This is a genomic window from Mucilaginibacter sp. P25, assembly GCF_050859465.1.
In the GTDB taxonomy this organism is placed as follows: Bacteria; Bacteroidota; Bacteroidia; order Sphingobacteriales; family Sphingobacteriaceae; genus Mucilaginibacter; species Mucilaginibacter gossypii.
Genome location: NZ_CP193937.1, coordinates 6,746,510 through 6,765,385 on the forward strand (window position 1 = coordinate 6,746,510; position 18,876 = coordinate 6,765,385).

At 47.1% G+C, this 18,876-nt stretch carries 24 protein-coding genes and 1 pseudogene; all 25 read right to left on the minus strand.

Translation table 11 applies throughout. The features are described 5' to 3' along the window. Positions 1 to 24: 24 nt before the first annotated feature. The 25 genes and pseudogenes from ACRQ5D_RS34060 to ACRQ5D_RS34180 all read right to left on the minus strand — a co-directional run bounded on the left by ACRQ5D_RS34060 (position 25) and on the right by ACRQ5D_RS34180 (position 18,829). Complete coding sequence (locus ACRQ5D_RS34060; protein WP_432328070.1) at positions 25 to 864, minus strand: hypothetical protein; 840 nt, start codon at positions 862 to 864, stop codon at positions 25 to 27. Further along, entirely contained in the window at positions 779 to 4,222 is a 3,444-nt protein-coding gene (locus ACRQ5D_RS34065; protein WP_432328071.1) for a helicase-related protein, read from the minus strand. The genes ACRQ5D_RS34060 and ACRQ5D_RS34065 overlap by 86 nt, the downstream gene beginning before the upstream one ends. Further along, complete coding sequence (locus tag ACRQ5D_RS34070) at positions 4,219 to 4,398, minus strand: hypothetical protein (RefSeq protein ID WP_432328073.1); 180 nt, start codon at positions 4,396 to 4,398, stop codon at positions 4,219 to 4,221. Before ACRQ5D_RS34070 ends, ACRQ5D_RS34065 begins: the two co-directional genes overlap by 4 nt. Positions 4,399 to 4,429: 31 nt before the next feature. Further along, positions 4,430 to 5,452: an N-6 DNA methylase gene (locus tag ACRQ5D_RS34075; protein ID WP_432328075.1), complete on the minus strand. Its 1,023-nt coding sequence runs from the start codon at positions 5,450 to 5,452 to the stop codon at positions 4,430 to 4,432. 2 nt (positions 5,453 to 5,454) lie between these two features. Next, on the minus strand, positions 5,455 to 5,670 hold the full coding sequence (locus tag ACRQ5D_RS34080; RefSeq protein WP_432328076.1) for a hypothetical protein: 216 nt from the start codon (positions 5,668 to 5,670) through the stop codon (positions 5,455 to 5,457). Positions 5,671 to 5,674: 4 nt separating this feature from the next. Beyond that, positions 5,675 to 6,472, minus strand: a complete 798-nt coding sequence (locus ACRQ5D_RS34085) for a DUF4138 domain-containing protein (protein ID WP_432328078.1) — start codon at positions 6,470 to 6,472, stop codon at positions 5,675 to 5,677. 1 nt (position 6,473) lies between these two features. Beyond that, the gene (locus ACRQ5D_RS34090) at positions 6,474 to 7,373 is read right to left on the minus strand and encodes a conjugative transposon protein TraM (RefSeq protein ID WP_432328080.1); all 900 of its coding nucleotides are present in this window, start codon (positions 7,371 to 7,373) and stop codon (positions 6,474 to 6,476) included. Beyond that, the gene (locus tag ACRQ5D_RS34095; protein WP_432328082.1) at positions 7,370 to 7,615 is read right to left on the minus strand and encodes a hypothetical protein; all 246 of its coding nucleotides are present in this window, start codon (positions 7,613 to 7,615) and stop codon (positions 7,370 to 7,372) included. The genes ACRQ5D_RS34090 and ACRQ5D_RS34095 overlap by 4 nt, the downstream gene beginning before the upstream one ends. Before the next feature lie 11 nt (positions 7,616 to 7,626). Further along, positions 7,627 to 8,040 (minus strand): hypothetical protein, encoded by a 414-nt coding sequence (locus ACRQ5D_RS34100; protein WP_432328084.1) that lies wholly within the window; start codon positions 8,038 to 8,040, stop codon positions 7,627 to 7,629. After that, positions 8,018 to 8,632, minus strand: a complete 615-nt coding sequence (traK, locus tag ACRQ5D_RS34105) for a conjugative transposon protein TraK (protein WP_432328085.1) — start codon at positions 8,630 to 8,632, stop codon at positions 8,018 to 8,020. Before traK ends, ACRQ5D_RS34100 begins: the two co-directional genes overlap by 23 nt. A gap of 52 nt (positions 8,633 to 8,684) precedes the next feature. After that, complete coding sequence (locus ACRQ5D_RS34110) at positions 8,685 to 9,842, minus strand: plasmid transfer protein (RefSeq protein WP_432328087.1); 1,158 nt, start codon at positions 9,840 to 9,842, stop codon at positions 8,685 to 8,687. Further along, the gene (locus tag ACRQ5D_RS34115) at positions 9,839 to 10,636 is read right to left on the minus strand and encodes a hypothetical protein (protein WP_432328088.1); all 798 of its coding nucleotides are present in this window, start codon (positions 10,634 to 10,636) and stop codon (positions 9,839 to 9,841) included. Before ACRQ5D_RS34115 ends, ACRQ5D_RS34110 begins: the two co-directional genes overlap by 4 nt. Then, positions 10,633 to 11,298, minus strand: coding sequence for a hypothetical protein (locus tag ACRQ5D_RS34120; RefSeq protein WP_432328090.1), 666 nt, complete (start codon positions 11,296 to 11,298; stop codon positions 10,633 to 10,635). The genes ACRQ5D_RS34115 and ACRQ5D_RS34120 overlap by 4 nt, the downstream gene beginning before the upstream one ends. After that, positions 11,295 to 11,864 carry a hypothetical protein gene (locus tag ACRQ5D_RS34125; RefSeq protein ID WP_432328091.1) on the minus strand — a complete coding sequence of 190 codons (570 nt, stop codon included), beginning with the start codon at positions 11,862 to 11,864 and terminating at the stop codon, positions 11,295 to 11,297. The genes ACRQ5D_RS34120 and ACRQ5D_RS34125 overlap by 4 nt, the downstream gene beginning before the upstream one ends. Before the next feature lie 128 nt (positions 11,865 to 11,992). Then, positions 11,993 to 12,655, minus strand: coding sequence for a hypothetical protein (locus ACRQ5D_RS34130; protein WP_432328093.1), 663 nt, complete (start codon positions 12,653 to 12,655; stop codon positions 11,993 to 11,995). Positions 12,656 to 12,715: 60 nt separating this feature from the next. Further along, positions 12,716 to 14,286, minus strand: a pseudogene (locus tag ACRQ5D_RS34135) (TraG family conjugative transposon ATPase). Positions 14,287 to 14,335: 49 nt separating this feature from the next. Then, positions 14,336 to 15,139 carry a hypothetical protein gene (locus ACRQ5D_RS34140; RefSeq protein WP_432328094.1) on the minus strand — a complete coding sequence of 268 codons (804 nt, stop codon included), beginning with the start codon at positions 15,137 to 15,139 and terminating at the stop codon, positions 14,336 to 14,338. Beyond that, the gene (locus tag ACRQ5D_RS34145) at positions 15,117 to 15,404 is read right to left on the minus strand and encodes a plasmid transfer protein (RefSeq protein WP_432328096.1); all 288 of its coding nucleotides are present in this window, start codon (positions 15,402 to 15,404) and stop codon (positions 15,117 to 15,119) included. The genes ACRQ5D_RS34140 and ACRQ5D_RS34145 overlap by 23 nt, the downstream gene beginning before the upstream one ends. After that, a complete protein-coding gene (locus tag ACRQ5D_RS34150) occupies positions 15,405 to 15,710 on the minus strand; it encodes a DUF4134 domain-containing protein (RefSeq protein ID WP_432328098.1) in 306 nt (101 codons plus the stop codon). A 232-nt stretch (positions 15,711 to 15,942) separates the two neighbouring features. Further along, positions 15,943 to 16,236 carry a DUF4134 family protein gene (locus tag ACRQ5D_RS34155; protein ID WP_432328100.1) on the minus strand — a complete coding sequence of 98 codons (294 nt, stop codon included), beginning with the start codon at positions 16,234 to 16,236 and terminating at the stop codon, positions 15,943 to 15,945. Further along, positions 16,233 to 16,517 (minus strand): hypothetical protein, encoded by a 285-nt coding sequence (locus ACRQ5D_RS34160; RefSeq protein ID WP_432328102.1) that lies wholly within the window; start codon positions 16,515 to 16,517, stop codon positions 16,233 to 16,235. The genes ACRQ5D_RS34155 and ACRQ5D_RS34160 overlap by 4 nt, the downstream gene beginning before the upstream one ends. Next, on the minus strand, positions 16,514 to 16,840 hold the full coding sequence (locus ACRQ5D_RS34165; protein ID WP_432328103.1) for a hypothetical protein: 327 nt from the start codon (positions 16,838 to 16,840) through the stop codon (positions 16,514 to 16,516). Before ACRQ5D_RS34165 ends, ACRQ5D_RS34160 begins: the two co-directional genes overlap by 4 nt. Continuing rightward, on the minus strand, positions 16,806 to 17,456 hold the full coding sequence (locus tag ACRQ5D_RS34170; RefSeq protein ID WP_432328105.1) for a ParA family protein: 651 nt from the start codon (positions 17,454 to 17,456) through the stop codon (positions 16,806 to 16,808). The genes ACRQ5D_RS34165 and ACRQ5D_RS34170 overlap by 35 nt, the downstream gene beginning before the upstream one ends. 16 nt (positions 17,457 to 17,472) lie before the next feature. Next, complete coding sequence (locus tag ACRQ5D_RS34175) at positions 17,473 to 18,426, minus strand: relaxase/mobilization nuclease domain-containing protein (protein WP_432328107.1); 954 nt, start codon at positions 18,424 to 18,426, stop codon at positions 17,473 to 17,475. Positions 18,427 to 18,469: 43 nt separating this feature from the next. Then, the gene (locus ACRQ5D_RS34180) at positions 18,470 to 18,829 is read right to left on the minus strand and encodes a hypothetical protein (RefSeq protein ID WP_432328109.1); all 360 of its coding nucleotides are present in this window, start codon (positions 18,827 to 18,829) and stop codon (positions 18,470 to 18,472) included. Between the last annotated feature and the right edge of the window lie 47 nt (positions 18,830 to 18,876).

Here is an 18,876-nt window from a genome sequence, read left to right on the forward strand (position 1 = left end):
TTAGAAATGGTGGGAAATATTAAATCAGCGTTTGGGTCTACCCGGATTTAAACCGGGAGACAAATCCTCATCCTGATCGGGATTTTCTTCGTCGGAATCCGGTTGCTGTTTTTCGGCGATATTTTTATTGATCTCAGCTTCGAGTTTTTCCTGTTCCAGTTTTAAACCGATCAGTTCAGCTTCCTGATCGAAGCTTCGTTGCGACAGTTCGGTCAGGGCCGGTAAACGTTCGGAAATTCCGGCAAGTGTCTTCCGGTATTTTTCTGCCAGTTGCCCGACCCGGTCGATGGCATTTAAAAAGTAACGTGCCGCCGTTTTCGGATTATCAATATTCGGTGCTCCGTTACTGAGCATGTATTTGACGCCGGTACGAGGGCTTTCCGCATAAAGGCTCGTGCTAAATTCCAGTTTTGCCGTAGGATCACCTATCCCGCTAAGTTTATGCCGGACAAAAAGATCGAATCCATAGAGGCTGCCGATGCGCATTTCATTCTTTTCCTCGCGGGCAGGCCGCCATTTCTGATAGAGGTTGATGAAATAATTACCGATCTCAACAGTATCCGCGGATGAAAAATCACTCAGCACGAGAAGATTTTTCTTTGCGCCTTCTTCATCATACTGCAACACGTTTTTATAGACCACTTCATCGGTAGCCATCAGTTCGAGCGTCTTTGACGTTGCCTGACTTTCCTCTTCCAGACTTTCCAGGATCATCCGTGCTCTCGCCACTTCGCGGTAATGTGACGAACGGGCACTTTCCAGCACAGCGATCTTTTTATCAAGCTTTGCTTTTTCTAATAATGAGGTGTCGCCTGAAAGGATAGCGATGTATTCCGAGAAATTCATGCCGCTCTGTTCGTCCATACCGCCTTCTGTCCAATGTACGGACGCTCAGATCATTATTCTTCATCTGGCTTATAAACGTCTGCTTGTTCTTGAGTAAACCAAACTTATAGTTGTCGAGTGACTTTTCTACCGCATAGATGAAAACCTTTACCTTGTTGTCAAAATACAATTTGGCAAGCCAGTTACCTTTTCTGGCTCCGCGACCGTTACGCTGATCCAGGTCACTTGGCCGCCAGGGTGTATCCAGGTGGTGCATAACGACGATCCTTTCCTGTATGTTGTTACCTGTGCCGAGCATATCGGTACTGCCGACCATGACACGAAGCGAACCCGAGTTCATCAGGCGGAACATTTCCGCACGCTTTTTTCCGGGCCAGTCATGAATAAAAGATATTTCCGCACGAGGAATATCAAAACCCCTGACGAGCTTGTCCCTGATCTCCTCATAAACATTAAAAGCGCCAGTTTTGGGCGTGCCCAGATCGGAAAATATCAATTGCGTACCACGATGGTCCATGCTTTCTTTGTAATATTTTGACACCATGCGGCAACAGGTATTAACTTTATTGCCGGGATGGTCATCATACAAGCTTTCATCAATGAGGCGCATATCCAGGGACATTTTCTTGGCATAATTGGTCGCAATCAACATCCTCCCAATGTCCTCTTCCCTTGAAAGCGGGGCTCTTCCAAGCAATGTCGCGTCACCGTTTTTTGCGAATTGCATCAACCTGTCTATGAAATCGCTCTGATCAGGGGTCGGAGGAATATTAATAAGCTCCTCATCCAGTTCCGGCCGGTCAAGGTTGATATGTTTGGCGGTTTTATAATCCGTGATCTCGTTGTAAAACAAAGCCAGTTCCGGTACTTTGATAAAATGCCTGAACCGCTCTTTCGCTTTGATCTCATTGGTTACTGTGAATTCAAAGTCAACTGTTTTCTTCGCATAAACCGCGGCCCAGGCGTCGAAGTTGCTGATGCCCTGCCGTTCAAGTTCACGGGGCCTGAGATATTTGAAGACCAGGTACATTTCCGTAAGACTGTTGGAAATAGGTGTGCCTGAAAGGAAGGTTACACAGAGGTCCGCATCAAATTTTTCCTGCAAAGTTCGCACTGCGAAAAGCATATTGAGCGATTTCTGACTGCCGGCCATGTTGCCGAGACCTGCCACCCTGGTATGCCTTGTCGTAAAAGTGAGGTTCTTAAACTTGTGTGATTCATCTACAAAAAGATGGTCGACGTTCATTTCCTGAAAATTAATACCCGTATCCTTCTTATGTTCAATCGCATATAGAATACCTTCGAGTTTCACTTCCAGGTTTTGTTTCCTGATCTCCAACCCTTTCAGCATCGATTGGCTGATATCGCCGCCAAGATCGCGCAATGTTTCGAGGTCATTTTCCAGGTTTTCCAATTCGATTCCAAGAATCTCCTTTTGTATCTCCGGGGCCTGAGGGATCATTCCAAACTGGTCATGCGTGAGTATTACACAATCCCAGTTATTATTTTTGATCTCGTGGAACAGCCGCAGGCGCTTCGCGGGCGTAAAATCATTTTCTCCGGGGGCCAGGATCCTTGCTTTGGGATAAGCTTTTCTGAACGTACCGGCGATATCGGCAACATTCGCCTTTAACGCGAGGATCATGGGTTTGTTGATGACACCAAGCCTTTTCATTTCCATGGCGGCGACGATCATGGTCAGTGTTTTGCCCAGGCCAACCTCGTGATCGATCAAACCGCCACGGTTTTGGATAATTCGCCAGGCGGCATTTTCCTGTGAAGGGTAAAGGCTGTCGATATTCAGCGCTGCTTTGTCAAGGCCGGGAAACTTCAGGTGGCTTCCGTCATATTCCCTGAGCACGTAGCAATTGAAGCGTTCGTTATAGGTAGTTTGCAATACTTTTTTGTCACCGGCATCGAGCCCTTTCAGCCATTCCCCATAACGTTCACGAATGGTTTCGATCTTTCTGTGCGCCGACTGTATCGCGTCGGTATCAGGAAGCCGGACAACCTTTCCATCGCGCTCGACGGGATATGTAATCTGGGGCGAGGTATTTTCGAGTGCGTGCTCCAGTAATGTCGCGGCGTAAATCTTGTTCCCCGATCTTGGGACTACCGTATATTCCTCGGCTACAACCGATTTCCGGTTTTTGAGGCTAACCTTGAAGGTGTCAACTGAAGCGAAATAATTAACATCCACCTCGGTCTTAAAGAAAGCTGTCGCAAAACGGTTATAAAATCCCATCGGCACCCAGCGCTCACCAAGGTTGAAGTCCAGCAGTTCAAACGGTATGACTTCGGGCTGAACCCTTTGCAAGGCGGCCAGGCTCCGGGCTATCTGGATATTTTCAGGCTCCTCAAGCAACATTAGTTCTGCTTGCTTCAGCTTATCGACTACATTGCCTGAAAGATACTTATCCGTTGTTTCCCATGTCCGCTTCCCCGGGTTAAAAAGGATCTGTTTTTCAAGCTGAAGGATTATTTCAGCTCCCTGAAGACCGGTTGTTTCTGAGATATAAGGGAGGTCTACCCTGCCAAATTCATTGAGGCAAATTGCGAGCGCCTCCACCGGATCATCGGTTTGCAGCAAATCTTTCCGCGGAAAAACCGGCCCGTAGAATATGTCCGATCGAACGTACTTTTCATCCGACCGAAGCTCCAGCGAGGACAATACCTTGAAACCGAAAGCGGCATCATTAAAAATCCGGCTGCGGTTTGCCGTCTTATTGAGCTCCCCATATTTTGAAACGAACCGGTCATAGCCGGAATTCAGATCTTTCCGCAATTCAGGATATTGGACAAGGTATTCCGCCTCATCGCCGGACAATTGCAGATAAATATCCCGTAACCTGATATAGTCACGGTAGAATGGCACGTCTTCCTGTATTTCCAGGGGATCAAAGGGAGCCTCACCGTTTTGCACGCTGCCGATCCTCCCAACCCGGCCTCCAAAAACCACTAACGTACCATCAATATAAAAAGAGCGTAGATCGGTAAATGCTTTTGGCCGGTCAGGCATGAGCTTGAATGCAGGTTCCAGACTGCTGTCACCTGCATACCGGTAGTCGTGGGAATAATATTTCAATTTAGCTGACAGGATATCGAGTTCCTGGCCCAGCGCCTGTCCGCTCAACCATTTATTGGAAAACTTAAGCTCCTTAACGTTACTGAATAGTTTATACAAGTAGCGGCCATTCGCCTTCGAACGTGCAGTCAGCAGGACCAGGCTATCATGCAGCGGATTCTGCGTGGTCCTGATTACGCTAACCTGCTTTGCAGAAGAACTGTCAACTAATGCATTATCGACATCACTGAGATAGGCAGCGGCACGGTTATGTTTTGGCGCCATGTCGAACAGGCCCAACTGACCAGTCACTTCACCTTTTTTTCTTCCGGGACCGGAAGAAAGGTTAACTCCTTACCCTTTATGATTTCCTCATTAAAAACAATGGCCTCCCACTTCTGCCGGTCAAAGTTTTCCTGCAGATCTTTGCTGAGCAATTCCAGCAAGGTATCGCCTATCGCTTCCATCCGGCCGTTTTGCCATATCATCAGGCAGGCGTCACCGTAGGCATTTCGACCTTCAATGAGTTCTGTCGCCTAAGATCAGGTTGAACCGTTCATTCAGATAGGCGTTAACTGAATATTTGCCAAATTCATTTTCGCGTTCAACAGTTTCGATCAGCAGGCTTTCGGCCGATGTCATTTCTTTTTTAGCCGTGTTCTTTTGTACTAAAATCAGGTGCGTACCTACTTCAACCCCGGCATTTTCCTTCATCAGGTTTGCAGGTAACACCGATACATTAAGCAGAGCGGCCGACGTCATCAGCAACTTACGCGCCGTGGCGTTGGAGGGACTATTTAAAAAAGCGTCCGTTACCAGGTACGCGAGTATACCGCCATCTGCAAGCTTATCGATCCCTTTAGCAAAAAAGTAGGTGTGAATTTTCGAAGCAACCGGACTACCCTGGTATGCGGGATCGAAAACCGCAAAATTACCGAAGGGGATGTTGCTGATCACCAGGTCTGACTGTCCTTTTTCCGCTGCACCGGTTTCTTCCAGTCCTTTGATCTGTACGTTGGCAGCAATACCCAGACCGGCCATATATGCAGCAAGCACCTTCCCCGTCATCAGGTCCTTTTCAACCGCGTTGACGGCAATTCCGGGAAATATTTCTGCAGCTTTTGCGATAAATACGCCGGCTCCGGCACTGGGTTCATACAATCGCCGGGGCACGATATGGCTATTCTTCAAAGCGGAGTAGATGCTTTCGGGGATAAAGGCAGGTGTGTAAAATGCAGTCAGCCTGCTACTCTTTATAGAATTAATCGTTTCCCTATATTGTTGTTCCTCAAATTTCTCTTTCAGCAGATCATGCATTTCCATGACCTGCGGATACAGTTTGAGATCTGCTTCTGAAATGTTTGCTTTTTTCCAGTCGTCCAACGTCCCAGGCCTGTTTAAGATAGCTTTCAGACCACCGAAACCTGCGTAGTTTCCCAATTGCTGTACTTCTGCGGGCTTAAGGGTTTGTCCGTTAAAATCCAGGGCGATGCGAATGGCCGCAATGTTGGCAGCCAGCTTTTGAGCAGTATTAAAAGCCATGGTTATTCCTCCGTCAGGTATTCGGCTATGGTGCCGATCACCTCGTATCGTAAAAAGCGGTCATCCTCATCCAATCCTTCCATCAGCGGATTACACAATTCAAGGATATTGGTCAGCTCATAGTAAAGGATGCCATTGTTGCTGAACCGAAGAAAAGTTTCCCGGAATTCCTCTTCCAGTACCGCTTTCAGATAATCGTAGGCGATGGATTCGGTCATAAGTTTAGTTGGAAATGATATCCGCTCTCAGGATATCTTTATAAGATATGTTTAGGTTGAGCACCCTTCCAGACGGCTGTTTTTCCGACAGTTCAACAGACAGCACTTTATTTCCCGGAAAACTGATCTTTTTGAAGACAAAAATATTCCGGTACCGAGTTGCGAAACTGCGCGTCTCAAATAGTACAAATGCCGGCTTCAGTTCAACCGATTGGACATTGGATGCTTTCGTCACCTTTTTATCGTCGATGCGAAACCGAACGTCCTCTATGTCATAAGAAATATTGGAATCGTTGTGATAACTTAAATCCAGAAAAATGTAATCACCTGCCGTATATACCTGGTTGAGTTTTCCTGTTATCCCGAAAGCGGAAGCGCGGGCAACACGATGCTTCCTGTTGTCCGCAAATACCTGCAGTGCCAGTTTTTTAAGTTCATTTACTGAAAAACCGACTCCCGAAATATCGAGCGGCCGCATATCGGCGGGGCCGATCTCCACTTCGGACGGGCCTCCTGCCCCACCCGGCTCGATGCGGTACTGCGCAATAAAAGTTTCACCGATAATGGTCAGTACGGCGTCCTGAAAATTGACAGTCGAATCGCGCATCTTGATCCGAAATACATTTTTCAAAGGAAGGTCACCGATCATTCCTTTACTCGATATATCAACGAAACAGATAGGTTCAGGGGAAAGAAAATGAATAGTTTGGTTAAGCGGGAGGCAGATAAGCGGCAACTTATCCTGAGCGTAAAGTGCCGGGGCCATAAGTATGGCCAACAGCATGAATAATAAAGTTTTCATATTATCTGTTATTTTGGATTTCAGAAGGGTCGATGAGGTACAGGTAGGAATTGTATTTGAACCTGGCCTTGTTTTTCCTGATCAGCTCAGCGATGGCGGAGGACGTAGACTGGAACATTTTACTCACAGAACTCATGATGAACTGGCTGCCGGAAGTCCCGTCGAGCGTTACGCCCTGAACGGAGCTCCCGCCAAGGTCTTTACTGAAATCCCGAAAGGCGGAAGCCGGCACATAAAGGCCGGGTAATCCATCAAGGTCATATACCTCCAGCTTCACCGGCAGGATCTTTCCATCCGACAAAACCGAGCTGATGGACAATGCCACCCGCTGTTCCGAAAAGCCGCTGACCTGCGCATAAAGCAAACTCCCCTTCGCCACCTGCTTATCGCCCACACGGATATCCTCCAGTAATTTCAGGCGCAACCTTGAACCGGCATACCCGGTAAGTCCCTCATCGATCATTGCGGTGATAAAGGCACTTTCGCTTTCAGGCCTGATGCTATTGAAGTCAGTATCCAGGAGACCGTTTTTAGAGACAGTAAGGATAGGTACAGCCGCTTTTTCACGCGCCGTTTTTTCCGCAAGCTGCATTTTCTTCTTTTCGGCCTTATATTCCGGATCATTCGACTTGCTCATGCTGTCCATATAGGCCATTTGTTGTTTAAAGACATCCATCGGATCAATTTCCTTAGGAGGAGCCGCGGGCTTGCTGACTCGCTGCCTTGAATTGTAATTATTCAGGACAGCCGACATTTCGCGGTCCTGCTGCGCATGTTGCGGGAACTCCGTTCCGGCATATTTGGCTTTCATGGCCTTTTCAACCGAATCGAGCTTAAATCTTTCACTGTTCGTGTAGAGATTATGAAAACCTGCATTACTCGATTGCTCTTTAGGTATCACGTTGACAGCGGAGGGCCCATCGGCATCCTTGTAGGTATTTCGGTAAGCATCGAGTTTATCCGCAAGATCTTTTTGCGGACATAGGATGATACATCACCAACATTGGCATTTAAATCCGTTGATGGTTTCGTTGCCGGTTCTTTTTTTGAGAAGCCGCTTTGCCAGGCATAAAAGAAGAGCACCAGAAAAGGCAAAACAATTGCAGGCAGCACATATTTGGGCTGTTTAAAATCTATTTTCATGAGGATTATAGTTAATGAATGGGTTGGATCTCCCTAAACCGGTTAAGTGCGCTATCCAACAGCAGGCTGTCCCGGGATGACAAAGTTTTTTTCGACGTGATACTGTCAATGATTTTTTTCAGGGCCAATGTTTGCCTGATTTCCCCGGTGGTCTGCAGGATCCTTTCAAAACCGTCCGATGCGGGAGCGATGATCTTAGCGACGGGGATGGCCAGTGGTCTTTCGCGGTTTCGGAAAAAGGTAAATGACAGGATCATGGAAAGGAACATGGCGGAAACCATCATATAGAAATACCTGCGCGGATGTTTCGACGTATTCCGTTCAAGCGCCCTTTCCGCATATAAAAAATAGCGGCCGAACTCCCTGCGGACCTCTTTGAACAGCGTATCCCTGGGATCGCGGTTAGAACGTATTTTTTTCAACATCTTCGAGGTCTTTATTTTCCAGGGTCTTCCAATTAGTGATCAGCACACCGTGTGGATTATTATCACTTCGCGGGATATCTTTGAGATAACCTTCTGTAATCAGTGACCTGATCACGGTCGAACTGCGCCGGTCGATCTTCAAACGGCCGTAATACCTGAAATAATGTTTGGGGATATCCAGTGCGATGGAATCAGTTTGCAGCGTTAAGACGGAACTTGAACTCAATATGGAGTTGAAAAATCCTTTTTCCTTGAGGTCATTATATTGCTGCATACCGCTTTCGTCGATGAGGTACATCGCTTTCTTCATCTGGTATTCCATGTATTTGTCATCCGGTGTCAGGGAAAAGAACAGGGAATGGAATAGGTCGACATGCGCCCTGTACTCGGCCGGTCGGTTCATCTGCATATCGGTTTGCTTGGCAAGGATGGGGACGTTATTGTCCAGGATGTAAATGTTCCGTTGTGATGCGCCAACCAGCCGGTAGGCATAAAAGCTGGTGATTGCTACGATGGTGACACTGGCAATCAGGCTGCCAATAGCAATTATCGTTGCCAGCCTGATCTTATCTTCGATATTTTTAATGATCATAAAATAAACAAAAAAGGCCCCGAAGGGCCAGCGTTAATGAAATTACTATTGATCAGACCACGGCGATCGCTGCCTTCTTAACCGCAGCACCGACGGTGCCTGCGCTTCTGCCAAAGGTGGATGAGGCAGAACTGATCCCGGAGGTTGATATGATCCAGGTAGAGATACTGGGAACGGTGAACATGCATATCGCGCCGATCAGGAAAACGATGATGACCGTTCCAAAGGATAACAGGCCGTTTCCGGCGAATACGGCAAACTTGGTCATATCCGCTGTTGCCCCATCCTTTCCTACCAGTTCCTGATATTTACTAATCTCTGAACTCAATGCATATTCCTGCATCAGTCCCGTGAGGTACATGATCAGGTAAGCAATCCCGGAATAAAGGTTCACGGAAACAAAACGAGCTATCCAGGTGCTGAAACTGTCCCGGAAGGCCGGCAATATACTTGCCGCAACGGCAAATGGCCCGAGTATGATCAGTATCGAGGAATAAATGATCTGCAGCATGAATATGACGTAAACTGCTATCCGCAATAACCAGATACCCAGCAATTCAATTAACTGGGTAAATAACAACTGCATGCCGACCGCAAGTCTGTTCTTTAGCTCAAGCAGCGGAGCGACGACGGTGCTTATCCCTTCTTTAACAGTACTGGTCACCGAGTCCCATGCTTCGCCGTACCAGGTATCACTTTCCTTTTCAGCCACTTCAGTTTGAGATTGGTAGGTATAAAGCGAGTTGGCGACGGAGAGCATTAATTCAGATCGCTGAACCCGTAGTTTATTGACAATAGCCTGTTCGCTGTTAAACATTTGCTCGGTTTGTGCCGCTACAACATCAGTAGGAAAAGCCACCATTTTAGCGAAAGGCCCCCACCAAAGAATGATCATCGCCAGCCCGAAGGGACGCATGAGTGGCATGATCTCCAATTGTTTATCGCCCACCATCATTTCATAAGATTTGATGGCGAAAAATATGATCATAAAAATCGCCGCCAGAGCTTTGGCGTCAGTAATAAATAAATCGAAATGGGTCCAGATCGAATCTTTCAGGCCTTTCAAAAACACCATCACACCCGATTCGTAAACCCCGTCCCCCTGCAGGAACTCAAGCGTTTTCGTGTGATCGTCATCAGCCGCCTGCGCGGATGTGGTTATCAGAAAAAGGCAAAAAACTAATATGCAAATGGGAATTATCTTTTTCATTGGATATGTTTTAAAACTTTACGGGCGATCTCCAGGTCAGTTTGGGGCGTCCAGTTAATGACCTCCTGATGCCCGGCCTGCAAAGGTCGCTGTTGTGCGGTCATTGTGATGGATGCTTCCACCGAAGCCGTTCTTATAGCCCAAACACCGGCAATTTTTCGATAGTCGAGCAAAAGCCGGTAATAGGCCATGATCCGGGCACCCCGGTCCATGTCGGTCGTATGGGCACCATAGATCCGTTCTTTCAGCCGGTCAAGTTCAGCGGAATACCAATCATACAATCCTTCGGAAACCAATTTTGAGCTGACCGCCGGTGATAAACCAGCAAGAATGGAAGCCATCGAATGATTCAATACCGGATCAAACTGATCATTGTAATACAGTAGCCAAAGCGGGTCCGCATCACTAAATAAGCCCGATTGCGAAGCTATCTGGGAGATCGCCGTGTTCCTAACCGTGTCGGATTGCAGTTTATATTTATCGTCGCTGGCCTGCATTGCCCCTACGAGTGCGAGCCTTTGGGTTTGGGGACCGGCGGCACTCAAAGGCCGGAGGTCCTTTTTATGATAGTTCGGATAAGGGAAGCCCCAGACCAGCCAGTAAAATGGGTTAAGGCCGAGGAAGCCCGAGGAAGGTTTGAACTTGTTCTGGTCCCATTGCTGGAATACCATGCGCTGCTGCTGGTAACGCAGCGCTTCATCGTTGACTTTCTGCTGCGCATAACTGCCGACAGCGAAAAATAACATGAATAATAACAAAATGAGTTCCGATAGCATTCGTTTTTCTTTGTTCATGGTCTTAAGTATTTTGCGTTCCTGATAATCTGGGTTACGTAATCGCGGTCATGATTAATGAAATCTCTGAAAGGGTTCATTGACTTGAAAAGTCCCTGTTGTTTTGCCCAATACATAGCCCGCCAGGCACCATAGGCAAGCCCATCAATGATCTGTAACTGAGTGACGACCTTTTGCAGCAACTGGTCCCTGGCGTTATAATCGGCGAGTACGTTATCCCCCTCCTTCAATATAAAGCCAGAAACTTCGCTAAGGAGTGCAGCGCACCGCTGTCTCAGTTCGGCGGTCATCGGTTTTGCGAAGACGAGCAGAAACGGATCTTCCTTCGTCAAATCAAGGCAATCGTTTAGGTAAGCTGTTATGTCTAGAGTAACCGACGCGATATATCTAACCTGCATACCATCTTTTAAAGCGGAATTTACATTGGAAAGGCCCCGGTAGATCATGTCCTGCGCTAATACAACGGATCCCGTATTGGTATTCAGGTCATCGATATCCGTATTAATTTTTGAAAGATATTGCTCATGGGTGATCTCAGCGCTGCTTCTGACACTGGCATTTGCTATGACTGACTGATAATGCTTGGAGTCAAAAACGGCTTTTTGTGCCTGCACGCCGGTAAAGCAAAACGTTCCGAGCAAAATGCTGATCAGATTTTTCATTGGCGGAGATATTTGGCGTTACGTAAGATATCCAATGCAAGCCCGCGGTCGGCATCGATGAAATTCTGAAAAGGGTTTGCGGCTTTTAGCAGGTCCGATAACCTCGAATATTGCAACATGGCCAGCATATTATTTGAAAGGTCCTGTATACTGCTCAACTCAGAGAGTACAAAATCAAATAGCAGCTTCCTGTCGGAAGGCTTCATCTGGTTGACATCGCCGATAGAAATAACCAGCCCGGCGACATAGCCTGATAAGGCTTTAGCCTGTTGCGCAAAACTTAAGGCTGACTGGAACCCGATAGCCATTAGCGCAGGGTTCTTTTCCACCGCCTTAATAATCTGTCCCTGGTTGCTGACGATCCTTTCCACCATTGGCAGAGCGTATACGCCGATATTTGCAGCACTGATCGCGGTTCCCAGGGAGTTATATCGTTGTTGAAGATCGCGGTAGGTAACCTTCAGTTTCGCAAGAAGGGCCAGGTTCGCCTGTTCGTTTGCAAGCGCTTTGGCTTGATTGTCTTTAGCTGTCACCTGTTGCTTATTTTCCGACTTCGATTCTTCCACAAGCTGGTGAATTGCCGGAATGTTCAATTGTTTATGCTGAGCGGATACATGAACATGAACTGCCAAACACAACAAACAGAAAAACAACCTCCAAACGGTCGATCTTCGGATTACAAGTCCTGAATAGCTCATTTTCGCAGATATTTGGCGTTGTTTAACACTTCATTGGCTATCCTCGTGTCCTGGCTTTGCCATTCCGACCAGGGATTAAGGGATCGAAAAATGCCATTCATTTTCGCCCAGTAGATGGCCCGGTTCATGCCGAAGGCGATCCCCCGCAAGATGCGCATGTTGTCAGCGATATGGTTCAGGAGCTTTCCCCGTTCCCCGGAATCCATCAGGTTATTCCCGCCCGGCTTCAGGACAAAGGCGCTGACGTCGGCGGCCAGCATTGTGGCCCTTGTTTCAAAATCACGGGCACCCTGTTCCGCGAATAGCAATAAGGCAGGATTTGTCCGCGCCATTGTTACCGCAGTGCTAACATCACTAACGATATCTTTGCCACATTCAGCGATATCTTTGACGGTATATAGGTTGTTAATTACTGCGGCCACTTCACTCAGGCCTTTATAAATTTTGTTTTGGAGGTTGTTGATCAGTATAAGCTGGCTGCTCACGGCAAGTTGCCCCTGGCTGATGAGGTTCAGTTTGTCATTGGTCGTATTGAGTTGACCATTGATCATGCCGGCGTTTACTGCAATAGCAGCGGAAGTGGCCGGATCAACGACCAGTTCCTGGGCGAATAGGGTGCGGGCAAAAAAGATGCCCGCGACAATCAAAGAGATTTTCATGATGGGTATTGAAATTAAATGGATGAAAAATTGGCTTTTGCTGCAAGAAAAGGTCAATGATTATTGCAGCAAAGAAGTGCGCGCATTGACCTTGGCAACGAATTCATGGAGCAATAAACCGCTCTGTTCAAAATCGCTAATAAAGGCGTCCACCCCTGCTGTGTAGCAATCGAACCTGCCGATATAATATTCGACCGCTGATTTTTCCGGTTTCTCCGTCGTGTAAGTCAGGTATTGCGCCAGGGAAACTTCTACCCCATACACTTCGCCCATCGTCCCCCTGCGAATGTAGACCTCCTTGAATTTCCTGCCGGGGGCTTTTTCAAACTGGTTGATCGTAAAGATCTTTTTCCTTTCTGTATCACTGATAGAAAGCAAGGCCGCTATATCATCAAAATTGTCGCGAAAATTAGATTGATCCAGCAGGCAAACCGTATTTGAACTGTTGATAATGCTATCCTTGACAATTGCATTGCCGATGATATCATTCAATTCCTGTGTTACGACAATGGCTTCCCCCAGAATTTGCGAACTGTTTTATAGAGGTACAACAAATAACCAGCCATGAGCGGGCTTGCGATCGCTTTCCAGGCTTCCTCGACGATCAGGGCTTTACGCATGCTGTTCCGATAACGCATCTTTTGAATAAAGACATCCATGATAACCAACGTGACTATGGGGAACAATACCTTGTTTTCCTTTAATTGGTCTATCTCGAAAACAATAAACCGTTCAGAAAACAGGGATCTGTCAACATCTTCATTCAGGATCCTCGCGAACTCTCCGCCTTTGTAAAACTTTTTAAGCACATATCTGAATTCGTCAAAATCAAAGGAGATCTTTTCTGCCGACCTGATATCGGGAATAAGTGCCAGCGCAAATTCATAGAAAGTGTCAAAGCTGAGGTCCCTGCCATCAAGAAATGCCTGATCATAATATGCAGTAATAACATCCGCGATCACATCACGTTCCACGGTACTGATGGTGCCGTCCGCGCCTTTCCAGCAAACACCGATCAATGTGCACAGGAAATCCTTTTTCTCAATATTGAATTCTGCCCTGGTAAATCGAAAGGGGTTCATCGTGATGGGGCGTTCGTCTGTATAGGTGATGTATTTTCCTTCGTAGTATTTACACAGGCCCGAGTAAGAATGCCCTGTATCCACGATCACCACATCCATGTTATACAACATGTACTGTTCAATCAGCGCGTTCATGAAAAAGCTCTTTCCGGAGCCGCTCGGCCCCAATACAAACTTATTGCGATTATTGATCCGGCCTGTCCGCATCGGTAAGTCTGCCGGATCGATACCGACTGGTATGCCGTCGCGGTCCGTAAACCGGATCAGGAACTCCGAGGGTTCATCATTGAGCAGTGATTCTTTGAAAAAGAAACAGGTCGCCGCTGCCGCGGTGGTCAAAAACCAATCATAGGGCTTTACCTCTACCCCGTTTCCCGGCAAGGTTGTTCTGAAGAGCTCCAGTTGGTTATAGCCGTTATCACTGCAAATAATGCCATGCTGAAATAAGGCATTTTCTATAAAGTTTGTTGCTGCGGTCAGCTTCTCTCCGTTTGCGGCGACAAGAATATTGTAATGCGCCCTGACCAGCGGCTGATTGTCCCTCGCCACGTCAGCAAGTAAGCGGTCGATGTCGTCGACACAAAGCTGGTTTACCGGATCAGGTATGCCACTGTGCTTTTTTCTTGGCTTCAAGCGCCCTCAGGGTCATCACCTGTTCGAGCAAATCCAGCAATTGATTGAAGACAATAACTTCAAAACCGGGTACTTTGAACAAAAAGGACATCAGGTCAGCAGGGAAACCCCGAAGGCTATCGCTATCATTAAGCTCAATATACGGACTGATTTCAGGTGGTAAATCAACACTATCTGTATTAACGAGGCAAATCGACTTTACATAGCGCTGACCGATCCTGATCCTGTCATCTGCCGCCGCAATATTATCAAGTGTTACTTTTCCGTTCTTAAAATCCATACTCAGCAATCGCAATACGAGATAATTGATATCCGGCTCCAGCAATAAAGATGCCCCGGGAATGATTCCGGCGACTTTAGTGATCGCCTGCAAAAACTCATCCTGGGTCTGCTGATTTTTCACATAAAACCTGCCTTTTTTCAGCGGCCGTGTTATCGTCAGGTAGGTTTCGACAACGAACCGTTCCCTGCCATCGAAGTGCTCATGGTATTTTTGCTGCAGGTATTCCGAATGGGGCCCTGCTTTATACCCCACCTTACCGATGATATCCAGTTTCTGGACAATATAACCGTCCCCCAAAATGCAGATCATATTGATGAATAAGCGTTGAAATTCTTCGTATCCTGCGGCATCGGCAGAAAAACGTATGACAGGGTTGGTCATTCGGAATACGACAGAGCACTCTCCCCTTTCCCCGATCAGCATGTGATACGGGCCATTTTTGTCGATTCCCGCGTAAGGTATATTAAATAATTTTTTTGCGCCCATAATGATTGAGGATATAAATGGCTGATGAGCGGGTTTTCAAGTGGAGGCCTTTCTTTTGCCTCGTTGCGGTGAACAGCAGGCCGCCAACGATGCATCCGATCAGCACCATCGCGCCAAGCCACATGTTGATGAGCGACATGGTGAGCGCTCCCAATACCAGGCCTACCAACAGGAAACCGATGCCCCAGTAAATGAACTTTCCTTTGAAGCCTTTGAAAATAAGGGGCTTCTGAAGCCCCTTATAAACAGCAAACTTTGGCGGCATTTACAGGCCGAAGAAAGCTTTGATCACTAACGCGGATACGACCAGAAAGACGCAACTTCCTCCCCATCCCATCAATTCTTTGTTAATATCCTGGTCTCCCGAATTCCATTTGGAGTACACACGGATGGCGCCGACGATGCCGACAATACCGCCGATCACGAGCGTTATGTTCGTCACCGGTGCGATATAGGTTTTGAGGGTTGTTGTTGCAGTATTCAGGCCATTAACACCATTTTGGGCAAAAGCAGGAACTGAAAGGGCAAGCAGGACCGCCGCTGCCCATAACTTCTTTGTTTTGGTAAACATTCATCGAGGTATGAGGATTAATGCGGAGATCTTTTAGGACTGCCCGGGAAGGCAGCCGGGTATGGTAAACAGGCATTCAGATCACGAGCAATGCCATTGCGAATACACCCAAGGGGGCAAAAAAGGACCGCGATAAAAGCGGCTATGGCTATTCAGAGACCAAAAAATGAGGTAAAGGGACGGGGAACTTTTATAAGCTGCCGGGAGGCAGCTTTTTATTAGTCAATGGCGTTCAGATCCCGAACAACGCCTTGAGGAAAAGGCCGGAAAGCATCATGAACAATGCTGCGTAGAACCAGGCTGATATCTCCGGTGTGATATCTTTGTTGCCATCCTGGATCCGCTTGTAGATCTTCAGACCCGCCGTAATGCCCAGGATGCCGGCAATTACAAATGAGAGGTCGACTGCCGCGTAAAAATCCGCACCCAGGTCATGCTTTGCCTGCTCCATTTCGGAAATTCCTGGCTGCGCGCGGGCAGAAAATGTTAACAGACAAATGCAAAGAAGGCAGAAAACGCGCCTCATGAGAAACTGACCGGCCGGGTAAACTCGATAGCTTCCTGTTGGGCGAGGCTAAATAGTTGCCTGATCGTTACGCCGCCGGAAGAAACAACCGGTGATGGCGGGACTTTCGGAACGTCTGTACCTTCAGGTTTAACAGGTTCGGCATGCTCGACAAATGTTAGCTCGTCGCCGGCTTCGGACTTACTTTCTTCTTTCCCGCGGCGACTGTCCCAGAAGATTAATGATGAATAATAGGCTGAATAGATTCCGATCAGCCATAAGGTAAATTTGATCCAGCTCATAAATTTGAATTTTGCATAAATTGAGTAATTGCTTTCTTGAGTTCGGGATGCTGATCGAACAGGTATTTAACCGCGAACGCTACGAGCTTCGTGGTATCGATGTTTGTAGCTATTTTAAACCTGGCCATCAGCGCAACCTGGTCCGTGGTAAAACGGGCATGTACCATACTTTTATGATCACTGTTATCGTAATCCATAATTGCCTGCAGGATCGCCGGTACTGAATGAGCAGGTTTTGATTTCATGCCTTTTTTTGTATTTCCGGCACCAGGTTTACCTAACTCTTCCCTAAGCTGGTCGGCCAGCGACTTCATGTTTTCCATGGATATATTCGTTAAATATGGGTTCAAAAACAGGGACGATGAGCTGCAGCAGCGATAAAGGCGTTTGAAAAGTATTGACACGTTGAAAATCTATCCTGTCAGGGAGGATGCTGCTGATCCTCCCGAATTTGGCAAGCTGCTCGTTCACCTCCTGCATGATCTCGAATTTGGCATTAGCCTTGACCCTGTTGGGAATAAACACCATCGGAATTTTCGGGTTGATCTTCCGTAGGACTACGGTAAAAAGAATGGTTGAGGTAAAGCTGAATTCATCATAAGAAAAGGGGCAGATCACGAGGTCCGCAGACTGAAAAACGGGTATCAAGCCGTCATCATCCAGTTTTCCCGGCAGGTCAATCAGCACGATCTCATCCTTATTTTTACCGAGGATCCCGCGTAAAACGGGATAGGCTTCAAGGCTTGTGGCCACTACCTGGTATGGTTCCGCGTTTTCCAAAATTTTAGCTTTATCAAACTTCTGTGAGATGGACTGTTGGTAATCCATATCCACAACAGTGACATTGCAGTTTTTAGCGGTTGTCAGGTAATTGGCGGCGATGAGTGCAAGCGTACTTTTCCCCGCGCCCCCTTTTTGGTTGGCTATCAATATGGTCATATCTATAGAATTTTAATTAACGGGTATTCGTCCGTGCTTTCTTTTGCCGCCTTCTCCGCATGCCATGGACCTGCTGATCGTCAACATCATCGGCTATGGCTATTGGAGGAATATAGCCGGATGAAACGAGCACACCGCCCTCATTTGGCATTTCATCGCTTAGCCATGCATGAGTCGCTTCAGAACTGACTGACAACAGCTCACGGAGTGGCATCACTTCACTTCCTTTGAAAACAATTTTTCGCTCATGGTCAACTATAGAGTACCCATATGTTGGCTTGCCTTCGGCCGCATGAAATAAAATGTCAATGCCATACGCTTCTTTCATGACTTGCTTCATCTGCGGATCAGCCTTATGTTGTTCGAGCAGCGCCCGTATAGTGGCGGTCCTTTTCAGATCACGCTTATAACCTGCTGCGCGTTCAAGCACTTTTATCTTGTCAGGATCCTTCCCCGGAAAGCCAAGCGTCTCCAACACCATCAGGAACTGCGCTTTGGTGCTGAAATGGTATTTCATGGCCGTGCTATAGCCGAGCACCTGATTGATTGCGGTCATTGAACGTCGATGTTCAAATGCGCTTGAGATCTTCTTGCCGTTACGGTCGATCCTGGTACTTACGATGTGCAGGTGGTTGTTACTGGTGTCTTTATGAAACACAAGTAAAAAAGGTTGTTCTGCATAGCCCATCTCCCGGAGCCAACCTTCCGCTATTCCAGTCAAGGCTTGTTTATCATACATCCTGCCTTTACCTGAAATGGTCACATGCAATTGCGGATATTCTATCCGCTCGTTTACTGAGGTTATCATTTCCAGGTAGTTGATATAGTCCTGAAGCTTAGGCGAGGTAAATACAGCTAAGGCCCGAAAATTTGCCGCCTTCATCAATTCAGCACGCGATTTATCTACCTTATTCATATTATAGAACACACCGGCAAACGATGTTGAAGGCTTTAAGAATTTGACAATCATAAATGCTCAAAAAACACCAGGGATCCAAAACTGTCGTTAAATTTCATCCAAGGCTCCCGGGATTATATCGTTCGACACAGGCAATCGTATCATGAATGGCACCTCCGTGGCTGAATAATGCTACATGTTCCAGGTAAAATTTCCGGCCCTGTCCCATCACTATGGAATGATAGCCAAAGGTGATCACAAGGCCTCCCGGTTCAATAACCGGGCAAATGGCATCCTTCAATTGCCGGAACGGACTGCATATGTGGCCATTATATAATTCCATGCTTTTGCGGTAGGCATATGGCGGGTCCAAAACAACGGTTCCGAACTTTTTGCCATTCCAGGTTTTCAGGAATTGCAGGGCATCGAGATGGAACTCTGCTGGCATATCCGGATCAAGGTCATCGTACCTCATCCACATTCAGTAATGTCTTGCCGGCAAATAAATTGAGCACCCTGCCT

Bases quoted from the DNA above. Each gene is read 5' to 3' on its own strand.
- ACRQ5D_RS34060 (WP_432328070.1), bottom strand. From the start codon at position 864: ATGGACGAACAGAGCGGCATGAATTTCTCGGAATACATCGCTATCCTT.
- ACRQ5D_RS34070 (WP_432328073.1), bottom strand. From the start codon at position 4,398: ATGATATGGCAAAACGGCCGGATGGAAGCGATAGGCGATACCTTGCTG.
- ACRQ5D_RS34075 (WP_432328075.1), bottom strand. From the start codon at position 5,452: ATGGCTTTTAATACTGCTCAAAAGCTGGCTGCCAACATTGCGGCCATT.
- ACRQ5D_RS34080 (WP_432328076.1), bottom strand. From the start codon at position 5,670: ATGACCGAATCCATCGCCTACGATTATCTGAAAGCGGTACTGGAAGAG.
- ACRQ5D_RS34085 (WP_432328078.1), bottom strand. From the start codon at position 6,472: ATGAAAACTTTATTATTCATGCTGTTGGCCATACTTATGGCCCCGGCA.
- ACRQ5D_RS34095 (WP_432328082.1), bottom strand. From the start codon at position 7,615: ATGAAAATAGATTTTAAACAGCCCAAATATGTGCTGCCTGCAATTGTT.
- ACRQ5D_RS34100 (WP_432328084.1), bottom strand. From the start codon at position 8,040: ATGTTGAAAAAAATACGTTCTAACCGCGATCCCAGGGATACGCTGTTC.
- traK (WP_432328085.1), bottom strand. From the start codon at position 8,632: ATGATCATTAAAAATATCGAAGATAAGATCAGGCTGGCAACGATAATT.
- ACRQ5D_RS34110 (WP_432328087.1), bottom strand. From the start codon at position 9,842: ATGAAAAAGATAATTCCCATTTGCATATTAGTTTTTTGCCTTTTTCTG.
- ACRQ5D_RS34115 (WP_432328088.1), bottom strand. From the start codon at position 10,636: ATGAACAAAGAAAAACGAATGCTATCGGAACTCATTTTGTTATTATTC.
- ACRQ5D_RS34120 (WP_432328090.1), bottom strand. From the start codon at position 11,298: ATGAAAAATCTGATCAGCATTTTGCTCGGAACGTTTTGCTTTACCGGC.
- ACRQ5D_RS34130 (WP_432328093.1), bottom strand. From the start codon at position 12,655: ATGAAAATCTCTTTGATTGTCGCGGGCATCTTTTTTGCCCGCACCCTA.
- ACRQ5D_RS34140 (WP_432328094.1), bottom strand. From the start codon at position 15,139: ATGGGCGCAAAAAAATTATTTAATATACCTTACGCGGGAATCGACAAA.
- ACRQ5D_RS34145 (WP_432328096.1), bottom strand. From the start codon at position 15,404: ATGCCGCCAAAGTTTGCTGTTTATAAGGGGCTTCAGAAGCCCCTTATT.
- ACRQ5D_RS34150 (WP_432328098.1), bottom strand. From the start codon at position 15,710: ATGTTTACCAAAACAAAGAAGTTATGGGCAGCGGCGGTCCTGCTTGCC.
- ACRQ5D_RS34155 (WP_432328100.1), bottom strand. From the start codon at position 16,236: ATGAGGCGCGTTTTCTGCCTTCTTTGCATTTGTCTGTTAACATTTTCT.
- ACRQ5D_RS34160 (WP_432328102.1), bottom strand. From the start codon at position 16,517: ATGAGCTGGATCAAATTTACCTTATGGCTGATCGGAATCTATTCAGCC.
- ACRQ5D_RS34165 (WP_432328103.1), bottom strand. From the start codon at position 16,840: ATGGAAAACATGAAGTCGCTGGCCGACCAGCTTAGGGAAGAGTTAGGT.
- ACRQ5D_RS34170 (WP_432328105.1), bottom strand. From the start codon at position 17,456: ATGACCATATTGATAGCCAACCAAAAAGGGGGCGCGGGGAAAAGTACG.
- ACRQ5D_RS34175 (WP_432328107.1), bottom strand. From the start codon at position 18,426: ATGATTGTCAAATTCTTAAAGCCTTCAACATCGTTTGCCGGTGTGTTC.
- ACRQ5D_RS34180 (WP_432328109.1), bottom strand. From the start codon at position 18,829: ATGAGGTACGATGACCTTGATCCGGATATGCCAGCAGAGTTCCATCTC.